This window comes from Vibrio sp. T9 (genome assembly GCF_003123985.1).
GTDB classification, from domain to species: domain Bacteria; phylum Pseudomonadota; class Gammaproteobacteria; order Enterobacterales; family Vibrionaceae; genus Vibrio; species Vibrio diabolicus.
Map to the genome: position 1 here is coordinate 1 of NZ_NIGY01000004.1, position 13,769 is coordinate 13,769.

At 44.3% G+C, this 13,769-nt stretch carries 10 protein-coding genes and 3 tRNA genes; 6 read left to right on the forward strand and 7 right to left on the reverse strand.

Features of this window, described 5'->3' with window-relative positions:
* Positions 1 to 8 precede the first annotated feature (8 nt).
* Positions 9 to 95, reverse strand: a tRNA-Leu gene (locus tag CBX98_RS08850).
* A gap of 552 nt (positions 96 to 647) precedes the next feature.
* Between CBX98_RS08850 and CBX98_RS08860 the strand changes: the two genes are divergently transcribed.
* The 4 genes from CBX98_RS08860 (at position 648) to CBX98_RS08875 (ending at position 5,061) form a co-directional block, all read left to right on the forward strand.
* Positions 648 to 2,279, forward strand: coding sequence for a methyl-accepting chemotaxis protein (locus CBX98_RS08860; protein ID WP_012842212.1), 1,632 nt, complete (start codon positions 648 to 650; stop codon positions 2,277 to 2,279).
* Positions 2,280 to 2,478: 199 nt separating this feature from the next.
* On the forward strand, positions 2,479 to 3,708 hold the full coding sequence (gene alr / locus CBX98_RS08865) for an alanine racemase (protein WP_109169011.1): 1,230 nt from the start codon (positions 2,479 to 2,481) through the stop codon (positions 3,706 to 3,708).
* Between the two features lie 316 nt (positions 3,709 to 4,024).
* Positions 4,025 to 4,756 carry an AzlC family ABC transporter permease gene (locus CBX98_RS08870; protein ID WP_031780544.1) on the forward strand — a complete coding sequence of 244 codons (732 nt, stop codon included), beginning with the start codon at positions 4,025 to 4,027 and terminating at the stop codon, positions 4,754 to 4,756.
* Positions 4,753 to 5,061, forward strand: coding sequence for an AzlD domain-containing protein (locus CBX98_RS08875; protein ID WP_005396412.1), 309 nt, complete (start codon positions 4,753 to 4,755; stop codon positions 5,059 to 5,061). Before CBX98_RS08870 ends, CBX98_RS08875 begins: the two co-directional genes overlap by 4 nt.
* 140 nt (positions 5,062 to 5,201) lie before the next feature.
* Here CBX98_RS08875 and dld read toward each other — a convergent pair whose 3' ends face one another.
* The 6 genes from dld to CBX98_RS08905 all read right to left on the reverse strand — a co-directional run bounded on the left by dld (position 5,202) and on the right by CBX98_RS08905 (position 11,948).
* Complete coding sequence (gene dld / locus CBX98_RS08880; RefSeq protein WP_109169012.1) at positions 5,202 to 6,908, reverse strand: D-lactate dehydrogenase; 1,707 nt, start codon at positions 6,906 to 6,908, stop codon at positions 5,202 to 5,204.
* A gap of 384 nt (positions 6,909 to 7,292) precedes the next feature.
* Positions 7,293 to 8,195, reverse strand: coding sequence for a LysR family transcriptional regulator (locus CBX98_RS08885; protein WP_109169013.1), 903 nt, complete (start codon positions 8,193 to 8,195; stop codon positions 7,293 to 7,295).
* A 236-nt stretch (positions 8,196 to 8,431) separates the two neighbouring features.
* A tRNA-Gly gene (locus CBX98_RS08890) sits at positions 8,432 to 8,507 on the reverse strand.
* A gap of 36 nt (positions 8,508 to 8,543) precedes the next feature.
* A tRNA-Cys gene (locus tag CBX98_RS08895) sits at positions 8,544 to 8,617 on the reverse strand.
* A 205-nt stretch (positions 8,618 to 8,822) separates the two neighbouring features.
* The gene (viaA, locus tag CBX98_RS08900) at positions 8,823 to 10,277 is read right to left on the reverse strand and encodes an ATPase RavA stimulator ViaA (protein ID WP_109169014.1); all 1,455 of its coding nucleotides are present in this window, start codon (positions 10,275 to 10,277) and stop codon (positions 8,823 to 8,825) included.
* 9 nt (positions 10,278 to 10,286) lie between these two features.
* Complete coding sequence (locus tag CBX98_RS08905) at positions 10,287 to 11,948, reverse strand: ATPase RavA domain-containing protein (protein ID WP_109169015.1); 1,662 nt, start codon at positions 11,946 to 11,948, stop codon at positions 10,287 to 10,289.
* Between the two features lie 268 nt (positions 11,949 to 12,216).
* Here CBX98_RS08905 and CBX98_RS08910 point away from each other — a divergent pair, with 268 nt between their 5' ends.
* Both CBX98_RS08910 and ltaE read left to right on the forward strand, forming a co-directional pair.
* Positions 12,217 to 12,732, forward strand: a complete 516-nt coding sequence (locus CBX98_RS08910; RefSeq protein ID WP_005396403.1) for an NUDIX hydrolase — start codon at positions 12,217 to 12,219, stop codon at positions 12,730 to 12,732.
* Between the two features lie 22 nt (positions 12,733 to 12,754).
* Positions 12,755 to 13,759: a low-specificity L-threonine aldolase gene (gene ltaE, locus CBX98_RS08915; RefSeq protein WP_109169016.1), complete on the forward strand. Its 1,005-nt coding sequence runs from the start codon at positions 12,755 to 12,757 to the stop codon at positions 13,757 to 13,759.
* Positions 13,760 to 13,769 lie beyond the last annotated feature (10 nt).

Genomic DNA, 13,769 nt, shown 5'->3' on the forward strand with positions numbered 1-13,769 from the left:
GATTTTGATGGTGCCCCGGGCCGGACTTGAACCGGCACAGCGCGAACGCCGAGGGATTTTAAATCCCTTGTGTCTACCAATTCCACCACCAGGGCAACGCAATCATGCGATGGGTTAGACACCATCTGTCTCAGCGACCTTTGCCGTGAGAACGTGGCGTACTTTAACGGATTAATTTATCTGGTCAACAATAAATTTTATCTTTTTGATTTAAGTGCTTAAAAAGCGATCCAGACGGTACAATTGGCATTCAATTAGGCCAAGAAACACTCGTTAGCTTTCATCAACTCTAAGTCACACACATGTTGATGCCCGTAACAACTTAGTTTGTAAACGCCTGACTAACGCGGATCGTAGTCACCACTCTCTTCAGCTCTGTAACATCTGTAACAATTGGAGCCCCTACTCTTGGCACTGTTTCACACGAAATATCATATTTTGTTACCGATAACTTTGCATCGAATGTGGTCGTAGCTTTATAAAATCATTGACATTTTTTATTTTCAAAAAAAGCTCAATTCATTATCGAAAATATCAATAAATAATGATAGCTTACACTCGTTGCAGTAATTTAATGGACATATATCACATATAAGGACGTGGTTTACTTTGGCGACACACCATAAGAAAAACAAGGTATATCACTAATGTCTATCAAGAATCTTTCTATAGCGAAAAAGATATCGCTATCGTTTTTACTCATTGCCATCGTCAACATTGCGTTTGGCGTATTTTTATCTACAGAGCTCAAAAGCATTAAATCTGAGCTTTTAAACTATACCGATGATACGCTTCCTGCTATGGAAAGAGTAGATTCGATCCGAGATCACTTGTCTCGCTGGCGCCGTGCTCAGTTTGCGACATACACTTATGAAGACGCAGACCAAATCAGAAACAAAATTGCCAGCAACATTCGCGAACGTGAAAAGATCAGCAAAGAGCTCGATTCTTACGGTGAAACGATTTGGCCTGGTGAAGAGCAACAAACTTACCAGCGCCTTATGCGTCAGTGGAAAAAGTACCTGGTCACTATGGATCAGTACAACGAAGCGATGCTAGCCAACGACAAAAGCAAGGCCCACCCTATTTTGGCGAACTCTTTACCTGCTTTCGAAGCGGTTGACTCTGAGCTCGGTGAACTGATCCGTCTACTTAAAAATGCTATGGACAGTAACAAAACTCATATTCTTTCTTCTGTAAATGGATTGAGTAACTCGTCAATTGCGAGCAACGTGATTATTCTGCTTATCATGGTAGGCATGACGTACGTGCTGACACGCCTTATTTGTGGCCCACTAAAACTTGTTGTCGAGCAAGCAAATGCCATCGCAACAGGTGACCTATCAAACGACATCGATCGTAAAGCCATCGGCAATGACGAGCTAGGTGAGCTGGCAGATGCGACCACTAAGATGCAAGATGACTTGCGCCAAGTTATCGACAACGTGATTGCTGCGGTCACACAGTTAAGCAGTGCAGTAGAAGAGATGAATCAAATCTCTGATATTTCTGCGTCTGGTATGAAAGATCAACAACTGCAAATCACACACATTGCTACGGCAATGACAGAAATGAAAGCAGCAGTAGCAGATGTTGCACGTAATACTGAAGATTCAGCGAACCAAGCTAACGAAGCAAACCGTCGTACACAACATGGTGTTCGTGAAACGCAAGGCATGGTTGACGCGATTCATGAAGTTTCAAACGTAATTGGTGCTGCGGGCGATACTGTGGCAGAGCTTGAACAGCAATCGAATAAAATTAACGTTATTGTTGATGTTATCCGTGACATTGCCGATCAAACCAACCTACTTGCGCTTAATGCAGCCATTGAAGCTGCGCGTGCTGGTGAGTCTGGTCGCGGTTTTGCCGTGGTTGCGGACGAGGTTCGAACGCTTGCAGGCCGTACGCAAGATTCAACCAGCGAAATTACGTCGATCATTGAACAGCTACAATCGCTTGCAAAAGACGCGAAATCTGCGACAGAACTTTCTAGAACCAGTATCTCAGAATGTGCAGAGCAAGGCATTCAATCAAAACAGCTGATGAGCGACATTGAACACTCGATTTCTGATATCTCAGACATGGGCACCCAAATCGCCACGGCTTGTAACCAGCAAGACTCTGTTGCAGAAGAGCTTAACCGCAGCATTGAAAACATACACTTGGCATCTCAAGAAGTATCACAGGGCTCAGAGCAAACCGCACAGGCTTGTCGTGAGCTAAGCCAGCTGTCAATTTCTCTTAAAGATGTAATGAGCCGCTTTAAACTGAGTTAAACTCAGTGGATACCTTAGTTGATATTGAATCAACCTCGATTTGCGCAAATTGAGTGCAATCACTGAGATATATTTAGGTATATTGAATCATGATCTTCAAAAACGCTCCAAAGCACTCCTTGGAGCGTTTTACTTCGTCAGGTACTTTCCCCAAGTACTCAATAACATAACCAATACAAAAAACGCGTACGGAGACTTTATGCGCTTAAATAAAACCTTACTATCACTGACTATCGCTGCTGCAACCGTTGCTCCTGCGATGCAAGCTACTGCTGCCCCTCTTCAAATTAGCAACACTGTAGTAAAAGCAGAGCAAGTTCAAGGCGCTAACGCTTGGCTGGAAATAAACTTAGGTCAATTCCGCGATAATATTGAGCAGTTCAAGTCGCACATGGATGGCAAAACGAAAATCTGCGCCGTGATGAAAGCCGACGCATACGGTAATGGCATCGCGGGCCTGATGCCGACTATTATCGAACAACAAATCCCTTGCGTTGCCGTTGCAAGTAACGCCGAAGCACAGACCGTTCGCGACAGTGGCTTTAAAGGTCAACTTATGCGTGTACGCTCGGCGGATATTGGCGAGATCGAAGCTGCAATCGACTTAAATATTGAAGAGCTGATTGGCACTGCAGAGCAAGCCAAAGTACTGTCTAAGCTAGCAGAGAAAGCGGGTAAAGAAATCAAAGTTCACCTTGCTCTTAACGACGGTGGTATGGGACGTAATGGCGTTGATATGACGACAAAAGCGGGCAAGCAAGAAGCGCTAGAAATCGCTCAACAAGCTGGCGTTAATATTGTTGGCATCATGACTCATTTCCCTAACTACAATGCAGACGAAATTCGTCAAAAGTTATCTTCGTTCAAAGACAGCTCTGCATGGCTGATTAAAGAAGCGGGCCTAAAACGCGAAGATATTTTGCTGCACGTGGCCAACTCTTACACTGCACTTAATGTTCCTGAAGCACAGCTTGATATGGTTCGTCCTGGTGGCGTTTTATACGGTGATCTGCCAACCAACCCTGAGTACCCTTCTATCGTGTCTTTCAAAACACGCGTGGCATCCGTTCACCATCTGCCAAAAAATAGCACTGTCGGTTACGACAGCAGCTACAAAACGAGCAAAGAAAGCCTAATGGCGAACATTCCTGTTGGTTACTCTGATGGCTACCCACGAAAAATGGGCAATACGGCAGAAGTACTGATCAATGGCCAACGAGCAAAAGTGGCGGGTGTTGCTTCAATGAACACCACTATGGTTGATATTACAGGTATCAAAGATGTTGAGCCTGGTTCTGAAGTTGTACTGTTTGGCTCTCAGCAAGGCAAAACGATTTCGGCAGCAGAAATGGAAAAACATGCAGAGGTCATCTTCCCAGAACTATACACGGTTTGGGGTGCTGCGAACCCTCGTGTCTACGTAAAATAAACCCTTTCAGTTGTTCGTAACAGAACGAAAAAGCGAGCCTCGTGCTCGCTTTCCTACTCATATACTAATCTGTAACAATCCGTGCTCTTCTCAATTGAACAGAGCTTGCTATTTGCGTTGCGTTACTTTCCTTGAGCCCTAGCAAATGACAAACCCTCTAAACCCTTCATCTTAAAATCGTTCAGGTATACTTGTTTTTTATATAGCACTTAGTGTTTGAAAGCCCTTTCAATTGATGTTAAACATGAAGTTTACAAAAGAATAACAAACGCATTCATATGGCACTGCCCTTTTTGCCTGCTGGCTAGGTATCTCTATGACAGAAAATACTCAACATCTTCAGCGTTCCTCATCAGAGTTGCACGAATTTACTCGGGTCGACGTGTGGAACGGTTTCACCCAACTTTTACCTCTGTCCATGTTTGTGGTCATATTTGGCCTCGCATTCGGTGTTGCCGCCGTACAAACTGGACTAGATGTATTTCCCACTATGCTGATGAGCACACTGGTCTTCGCCGGTGCTTCACAATTTGCCACGCTAGAAATGTGGGGAGCAGAAGTACCTCTGATTCCAGTGCTTATTACTGTATTTGCTATTAATGCTCGTCACCTCTTGATGGGCGCTACGCTTTATCCATGGTTACGACAACTCCCACCGACAAAACGTTACGGTGTAATGCTGGTAGCATCAGACGCAAACTGGGCAATGGCACTCAATGCATTTGGTAGAAAAGAACCAGGTTTTGGTTTGCTTGTTGGCGGCGGCTTAGCGATGTGGTCGTTTTGGATTGTTGGCACCTGGATCGGCATTTATTTTGGTAACGCAATCAAAGACCCGGTGAGCCTCGGACTCGATATGGTTATGGGATGCTTCCTGCTGTCTATGGTGGTGGCAGGGCCGAAAGACTTAAGAATCTTTGCGATTTGGGCCACAGCAGCAGCCTCTTCTATGTTGGCGTACTGGTATTTACCAGAGAATAGCCACGTAGTGGTTGGCGCTATTACTGGTGGAGTCTTAGGTGCTTGTTGGAAGGAGAAAAAAGCATGAACATCGAAACGAGCGTAGGTGGCACACTGCTTATCATCATCGCTATGGCGTTAGTCACGCTCATAACCCGCTGGGGCGGAGTGTATGTTATGTCATTTATTCCAATTAGCGAGCGGGTTCAACGTTTCATCACTGCGATGTCAGGTTCCGTATTGGTTGCCCTTTTAGCCCCACTAGCGGTTGAGGGTGATTACGGTGCTAGAGCAGCACTTTTTTCTACTGCCGTCGTTATGTTCATCGTGAAAAAGCCTCTGCCCGCAATTGCAGCTGGCATCATCGCAGCCGCCGCGGTACGCGCTATTTAACCGTTGTTTCAACGCCGATACCAGTCATCAATAAAAAGCCCCAAAACACGAAGCCCTGATGTCACGAGTGTCATCAGGGCTTATCTTATGCTCATCATTTTAACGATGATCAACGATATTAATCACGGTGAGATAGCACATTATGCACAGCAGTTACAATTGCGCTTATATTTGTCCATTTTGCCAATACCAGGGTTAAAAGTGTTTGTTGGATCTAGCTCGTGGTAAAACTTCTGCAGCGAATTTTCAGCTTCGTACAAGTGACCCACATTATGTTCTGCTGGGTATTTAGCACCACGGCTATTGAGGTGTTCTAACATCAGCTTTTTCATCAACTTCGTGTCGGTCCCTTTTTTGAAAATGTAATCTTGATGGAATACATAACACATAAAGTGACCATAATAGAGCGCTTGAACAAGGTTCTTACTCACCTCTTCCGGTAAAGTTTCTAACCACTCTTCATCATTACGTCGCAAAGCGATATCAAGTGCAACGATGTCTTCTACGTCTTTTCGGTGAATCGTCTCGTAACGAATTGCTGCACCTGCTGCTGCAAAGCGATGTAAATAAGCTTTTTTACCCTCTTCCGGCGTACACTCGAAGAAATCACAGTCGTCTTCAACAGCCCAAACTTCTTTGAGGTATTTTTGCGCTTCAGCAATACCACCATCACTCATTTTCAATACCAGGTGATGCTCATACTTGTCACGGAAATCCAGCATTCGTTCTGGTAAATGTTGTGGGAACAACTTACTCGCGTAGTACAAAATGGTATCCGGCAGGTATTTACTAACAAACGGGACGCGCTCTAAGAAATTTTCTACTTTAGCTTTAAGTGCAAACATTTTTGGCAGCTTATCTGTGCCTAATAAGTCGATGGATAAGAAGACATCTTTGCCGTACTTCTCTGCCATGTTGAAGATATCTCGATGCAAGTATTCTCCCATCTCAGGCAAGTTCTCAAACGTAGATAAGAAATCTTTTCGCAGCTTCGTCAGTTTCGCAGGATCATTGGTGCCAAGGTAAAAAACCTGCTCTTTTTCGGGTACTGGGTAGCTATCAACTCGAACGGCGAAAACACCCAATTTGCCAGCGCAGCCACTGGCTTCAAATAATCGACGTTCATCGGCATTAAAGCGAGAAGGAATGTCAGAAGTCACGTCTCGAACACGTTCATCGTATTCTTTGTCTGATGCCATTCGCTCGTCATGAATGATCTTCGCTGGGTCAAAGTTTCCTTCTTGCAGGTTTGTCAGAATTTCTTCTGGCGTTTCACCTAACCCTTCAATACCAAGGTGGTTAACCAGGTGTAATTGGCCTTGCTTATCGACCTGCGCATAGATCGCCAGTTCGGTGTAAGCAGGACCACGCTTGACTAACGCACCGCCTGAGTTATTGGCGATACCACCAACCACAGTGGCACCTAATGATGAAGAACCGATGATAGAGTGCGGCGCTCGGTTCACCGCCTTCAATTCTTTTTCCAATGAGTGCAAACTTGCACCAGGCAAGCATACCGCCTGCTTACCGCCATCTAATAAGTGAATCTTCTTGATTTTGGTAATATTGATCACAACCACATCACGGTCATAATCATTACCACTTGGAGCTGAGCCTTCTGTTAAACCTGTTTTGGCAGCCTGCATAATAATAATGCAGTTTGCTTCAACGCACTGTTTAATGATCTTCCATTGTTCTACAAGAGTATTAGGAAACACGATAGCAAGCGCAGTGCCACTACCTGAGCGAAAACCCGAGCGGTAGTATTTTGTTTTAACCTCGTCGGTTAGGACATTTTCTTCCCCAACGATAGTTTTAAATTCGTCAATCAGCTGCTTTTGTTTCATATCCGTATCTCTAGTTATTGTACTTCGCTCACATCACCGTTTAGTGACGGTAATGGGCGTTTGAGCCACTATAAGCAGTCCATTTCTCGGCGTCTATGTCAGGCAGGCGAGCAACACTTAACCAATAGACAACAAACAAAATAATTCTTTTATTTTTCTGTCACTTATCTTTCACATTTGGAAAATTTAACGCAAGAAACAGACCGTTTCTTAAAAGAAACAATAGCAAAACCATTTGTTAACAGTTGTGCGCAGCATCTTGTTATCAATATTAGTGATAAAACAAGGAGAAAGCTTAAGCTTCTAAATTTATAAGAATTATTAGAAATGAAGATGGAAACAACAACTCAACACCAACATAACGATTGGTGTTGAGTTATTGTCTTAAAATCGATGATTTTGACTTTGAAAGCTGGTGTATAGATGATCAATGAAGATCTTAATTTTTTCTGGTTGTTGACGAGTGTAAGGATACACTGCATAAATACCCAAACATTTGGCGGTTTCGTCTTTGAACAATTGAATCAGGCGGCCTTGCTTTAAGTCTTCATAAACCAAGACACGCGGCACATAGATGATTCCCTGCCCTAACAGCGCCACATTTCTCAATACAGAAGAATTGTTGGTACAGAGGTTACCGTCGACGGTGATTTGATATACCTCGTCTCCCTCTTTAAACGCCCACTCATGCGCTCCGGTTTCTTGGTAGGAATAGACTAAACAATTGTGTTTATCCAAGGCTTGAGGTTGCTTAGGAATGCCATGTTTAGCAAGGTATTGAGGTGACGCACAAACAATCCAATTGGCATCCACCAGCTTTCTTGCGATTAGGCTAGAATCTGGCAACACTCCCGTTCGAATGGCCAAATCAAAGCGTTCATTCACGATATCGACGAAACGATTATCTAGATCCATATCGATATTGATGTCAGGGTATTTCTGATTAAACTCATTGATCACTTGAGGAAGAATTAACTCACCAGAGATAGTGGGTACAGAAACTTTAATGTTTCCAGATAAATTCTTACCTAACCCCACAATGGATTCTTCTGCCGTTGCCACCGCTTGATAAACGGCTTTTGCATGAGTAAAGAACGCTCGCCCTGCCTCCGTCAACGTTAACGTTCGCGTTGTTCGGTAAAGAAGCTGTACACCAAGCTCTTGCTCAAGCTTCGCGATGCGTTTACTGACAACCGATTTGGTCAATGACATGTGTCTTGCAGCAGCACTGAATGAGCCTTGCTCGATCAGGTGATAGAAAATGATGTAATCGTCGGTATTTCTCATGCGTCTTCGTCAAATCCTTTGGAGACCGACATTGTAAACGGATATTGGTCAATCTGCGAAACATAGGGGCACACTTAACAGCATAACTCGCGAAAGAAACAAGGGTTATACCCACAGTTCAAGAAATTGAGATGGCGTAAATTTATCAATATTCAGATACAAAAAAACCAGCTTTCGCTGGTTTTAAGTTGATGCACTTGGCATCGAGATACCGCAATTGCCATATCTGAATAATTTGGAGCGACACACGAGGTTCGAACTCGTGACCTCAACCTTGGCAAGGTTGCGCTCTACCAACTGAGCTAGTGTCGCATTGATTCTCGAAAGCCATTCACTCTCAAAGAATAATGGAGGCGCCTCCCGGAGTCGAACCGAGGTCCACGGATTTGCAATCCGCTGCATAGCCACTCTGCCAAGGCGCCTTTTTACTTCGCTTCAGGGCTCTTCCCCGTTGCGTTGGTGGCTACTTTACGGATTGAGAGAAGATAGTCAAACAAAAATCTTTCATTTTCTGTTTGTTTGATTTCTTTTAAGCCAATTAGACCAAAGTTCGATCTTATCGGCTTAAAACGAAGCAATATAAATCTAGCTTTCTGTACGTTTTACTCAATAGAATTTCAATGTCACTTAGTAATTACCGACTCGTTTAAGCAGCCTGCCCACAACATTAGGATGATAAAACCACGTGTGATCAAACATCGACATTAATGCTGGGTTTCCGTATTTAGATAGGCTGATCGCGTGAAAACGGTTTTTCTTCGCTTTAAGCGCATCCACTTTGGCAAGCAACTCGTCTTGTTGTTTTGGCGCGATAAAGTCGGAAATGACCACCATATCGGCATTTTTGTACTTATCACCGCTCATCAAGTCGATAGATTTGATCAAAGTTGGCTCTAAGTCTGTACCACCATGGAAGCTATAAGTTAAAAAGTCCGCCGCCTCGCGCAGACCATCTTGTTTGGTTAGCTCGTACGTAATGTGTTCCGTCGAAAAAATAATGACATAGCAATCACGTTGCTCCGCTAATGCAATTTGCATCAGCGCATAAGCCATGGCTTTGGCGCATTGCTCAGGAAACCCGCTCATTGAGCCGGACGCGTCCACACTCACAATAAACGGTCCTTTTTCGATATCTACCGCTTTGTTGTCAGGTCGGTGAGCTTTAACTTTACGTAACGTGCGCGATTTGCCCTGTGTACGGTAGTTCATAAGTCGTTTATCGACTAAGTGTTTATAGAACACGACCTCGAGTTCAGGATACGCCAAAAACATCGTTTCGTTGGGAAGTAGCTTATTTAAATCATCGCTTTCGTGAATGCCGACAATATCATCTGTCGCTTCATCACTCTTCTCTTCGATCATTTGTAGCTCTTCAGTAGGCGCGCGGTTAAGTTCGGGATCATTCACTTGCCCCGCCATACGGCCAAGTTGCTCGGCTATTTCTTGCAAGCCTTGGTGCTTCTTCAGAAACTCCGCATGGCGTTTCATCACTGTTAAGTCAGTTTTGCTCAACTTGGCAGATGCCATATCCCATAAGCGCCCTACACTTTCAGCATCACCCGACTCCGTGACCTTATCCATATTACGCATGGTCTCCATACGCTGATACAGGTCATTCAGCACTTTCTCTTTATTGGCCTCAAGCTCGCTTACTTGCGCTTGCTTAATCGCATCGGCTAGACTTTGGTACCATTGATCACAGAAGTAATGTGGGAACATGGGATTATTCATCCCCTTGTTCTTCTCCATCATTCGGCGAGCCTGCATATAAAAAGCGGAGTGCCACTCAAGCTTTTTAATCACATCTTCGATGTTTTCGAAAAACGCCTCTTCATCCCAGTGAATGACTTCTTGATATAAAGACAGCTCTTGTTGGAAACGCTCTGTCTCACATACCTTGGTAATCCGTTTTTTAACACTGCCCCTCCACTTTAATAAGTGGCCTTTGACTGAAGATTTAACGCCTCGGTTTTCTGCCATCATCATGACTTGTGAACGCGCCATTAAATCATTAACTGCGCTATCGATGATGCCAGAGTCGGCTACCATCAGCGCGAGGTTAAGTCCGTCTGCACCTAGCATGTCGTCTCCTTATGAGAAAAACTGATGTAAGTTTTTAAAGCGTTGGATCACTTTCTCGCTTTCAGCTTGGATAGACTCAAGTCTCTGACTGACCTGCTGCAGACTCGACTCCATTAGGCGTGGTAGTTCAGGATCAACAAAGCTATGCGGAAGAGCATCATGGAAATTCGCTTTTACCTTGCGCATATGGTGCTCTGCTTCACTGAGTTGATTTACGGCTTTTTCACTCTGCGTTAACCACTTTTGGTAAAGCTCTACATCCAAGCCCTCTTGAGTCACTAAGCTCACCAGAATGCCTCGGTTTGCGATATCACGGATAACTAGGTTATTTGCGGCATCAACATCAAATCGTAAACGACACATGTTGGTGTTTTGATTGACGTAGCCATACACATCACCGTGTCCTTCTTTGATGACTCGGTCTAGTTCATCTTTTGGCACGTAAACCCAGCGGCTATCGCCTTTCTCTGACTCTGAAACCGACATGTTGCTTTGCAAAATAACCAGTTTAACTAAGTTAACGGCTGCGCCAACTTTGTAGGTCTTAGCTTTAGAGGTATCAAAACGCATGGTTTCTTTACGCAGAATACCCGTTGCCGCTTCAGACGTTAACGTCATGCGGTAGGCATCTTCAAGCTCATGCTGAACATCGACCAAAGACTCGCGACAGTATTCAATTTCCAGTTCGGCGTCTTGTTGGTCAAATGCATGTTTTAGGGCGAACTCTTGGACCACTTCGCGTACCACGTCTCGCGATTCAGGGCTGTTCCATAAACAATCTTGCAGCAACAGTAGATCAAGTGGGTTGATTTCATCGCGTCCATTAAAAAACGCGCTCGCTTTTAGCAATTTCACGGCTTTCTTCCAGCGGCGGTCAGACACATACATGTCGGTATTAGCGACATCGCCAAACTGAGCTTCGACTTTGCTTTCTAACATCGTTTTAAGCTGAAAAAGCTTCTCGAATGCATTATCGGTTAACGTCAGCTTGTCGAGCTGCTGTTGCCATTGATGATATTCTTCATCTGTTATTGCTAGCCCTTCTGGCACTTGTGCCTCTTGTGACGTGCCTACCGTCAACATCGACTTAAAGTTTTGTTTATTCTGAATTCGATTAACAAACACGCGCACCAACATGCGGTCGTAAAGTGCATCCAAACCACTGTCTTCATCTGGCAGTTCATTGGACGCCGATACCAACAAACGCATTGGCACACGCTCAATATCGCTGCCATTTTTGAACGTTTTCTCATTGACCACTGTCAGCAATGTATTCAGAATGGCGGGGCCCGCTTTCCAGATTTCATCTAAAAATACGACTTGTGCGGTTGGCAAATACCCTTTAGTTAAGCGAACATAACGACCGTTATCTTTGAGTTCTTGAATACTCAGTGGCCCAAAAACTTCTTCAGGTGTTGAGAATCGAGTCATCAGGTATTCAAAGTAACTGCTATTATCGAACGCTTGGATAAGTCGCTTGGCAATTAAGCTTTTTGCAATGCCAGGTGGGCCTAAAAGAAAAACACTTTCACCAGCAAGTGCCGCAAGGAGGCAGAGCTTGATGGTATGTTCGCGTTCATAAACGCCATCCGTTAACGCTTTAGCCAACTTGTTGATGCGTTCTGAGAGAAGCGCTTTTTCGGCATTTGAGGCAAATAAGGTTTGTGTCATACGTTCTCCGGCTGCTGAACTGGTATTGCGTTAACATTTTTATACACTTGTTATAACTTTGTTACAAATGTATTTTGTTGAATTCCCCTTATAACAGATGCTTACCCCCTTCTTTAGCAAGCAATCAAAGTTTCCATTTATGAGATACAGCTCACTGAAAGTGCAAACGCTTTCGTCGTGTTGCAACATTTTTTGCTTTTGTTTCCCACCATTTGTGGTTAATGTCGAAAAACGTCAAAATGCGGTAACAGCTAGGGTTAATAACTGCATGAGCAAAATAATTCATAAATGGAAGCAAATTTCTCTGATTGAAGAAGAGGTTATGCTTCCTACAGGACAGGCAATTACGCACACCACAATCCATCACCCGGGCGCTGCGGTGATTCTCCCGATTACAACGGAAGGAGAGATAGTCCTTGTCCATCAATTTCGCCCTTCACTTAATAAATGGCTTTTGGAGCTTCCTGCTGGTACCAGAGAAGGCAATGAAGACCCTCTCTGCTGCGCGAAAAGAGAGCTAGAGGAAGAAACGGGCTATAGTGCAGAAAAATTTACCTCTCTCGGCCAAGTCACTCCCCTTGCCGGATTTTGTGATGAGATACAGTACCTATTTGTTGCAGAGAAGCTCAGCCAAACCAACCGTTACGAATGTGATGAAGATGAAGTGATTGAGGTTGTTACCTTGTCACTCCAACAACTCGAAGACAAGATTATTGATGGCACAATTACCGATGCCAAAACGATCGCTTGTTTAAGCAAAGCGCGCCTTTGCGGATATATTTAGGACTTTGACCAAGGAGACATTCATGGATTTTCGATCAGATACCGTTACACAGCCTACCCAAGCCATGCGAGAGGCCATGTTTAAGGCCCCCGTTGGGGATGATGTTTATGGTGATGACCCTACGGTCAATGAGCTTGAGGAGTTTGCCGCAAAGCTTGCAGGATTCGAAGCGGCTTTGTTTACCACTTCAGGCACGCAAGCCAATCTGCTCGGCCTAATGGCGCATTGTGAACGCGGAGATGAATATCTGTGTGGGCAGCAAGCACATAACTACAAGTACGAAGCTGGCGGCGCAGCAGTACTTGGGTCAATTCAACCTCAACCAGTCGAAAACAACCCAGATGGCACACTCCCATTTGATAAACTGGCAGCGGCGATTAAGCCAGATGATTGTCACTTTGCTCGTACCAAGCTGCTCAGCTTAGAAAACACGATTAATGGTAAAGTATTACCTCTGTCTTATTTAGCAGAAGCACGTGACTTCGTGAATAAACATAACTTGCAGATGCATCTAGATGGCGCTCGCGTTTTTAATGCAGCCGCTGCGCTTGATGTTCCGGTAAAAGAAATCGGTCAGTATTTTGATTCAATGACGATTTGTCTGTCGAAAGGTTTGGCTGCCCCTGTTGGTTCGTTACTGCTTGGTAGCAAAGAGTACATCGCAAAAGCACGTCGCTTAAGAAAGATGGTCGGCGGTGGTATGCGTCAAGCGGGTATTCTTGCCGCAGCAGGCAAACTCGCCCTTACCGAACAAGTGGAACAGCTAAAACAAGATCATATCAACGCAAAAAATTTAGCAGGAGGTTTAGCAGAACTGCCTGGTTTTTCAGTCAACCCTGAATTTGTTCAAACGAATATCGTATTCGCGAAGCTTGATCCTCAAGTGGACATAGTAAATATCGCTGCGAAACTAAAGGAACAAAATATCACGATAACACCTGGAAACCCTATTCGTTTCGTTACTCATAAAGACATTTCAGCGCAAGATATCGACAATTTCTTATCAAGCATTAAATCTCTGCTTTAGTTTGATTTTG

Coding starts and splice junctions, on each gene's coding strand:
- CBX98_RS08885 (WP_109169013.1), bottom strand. CDS start 8,195: ATGAGAAATACCGACGATTACATCATTTTCTATCACCTGATCGAGCAA.
- CBX98_RS08875 (WP_005396412.1), top strand. CDS start 4,753: ATGAACATCGAAACGAGCGTAGGTGGCACACTGCTTATCATCATCGCT.
- CBX98_RS08910 (WP_005396403.1), top strand. CDS start 12,217: ATGAGCAAAATAATTCATAAATGGAAGCAAATTTCTCTGATTGAAGAA.
- viaA (WP_109169014.1), bottom strand. CDS start 10,277: ATGCTAGGTGCAGACGGACTTAACCTCGCGCTGATGGTAGCCGACTCT.
- CBX98_RS08905 (WP_109169015.1), bottom strand. CDS start 11,948: ATGACACAAACCTTATTTGCCTCAAATGCCGAAAAAGCGCTTCTCTCA.
- CBX98_RS08860 (WP_012842212.1), top strand. CDS start 648: ATGTCTATCAAGAATCTTTCTATAGCGAAAAAGATATCGCTATCGTTT.
- CBX98_RS08870 (WP_031780544.1), top strand. CDS start 4,025: ATGACAGAAAATACTCAACATCTTCAGCGTTCCTCATCAGAGTTGCAC.
- dld (WP_109169012.1), bottom strand. CDS start 6,908: ATGAAACAAAAGCAGCTGATTGACGAATTTAAAACTATCGTTGGGGAA.
- alr (WP_109169011.1), top strand. CDS start 2,479: ATGCGCTTAAATAAAACCTTACTATCACTGACTATCGCTGCTGCAACC.
- ltaE (WP_109169016.1), top strand. CDS start 12,755: ATGGATTTTCGATCAGATACCGTTACACAGCCTACCCAAGCCATGCGA.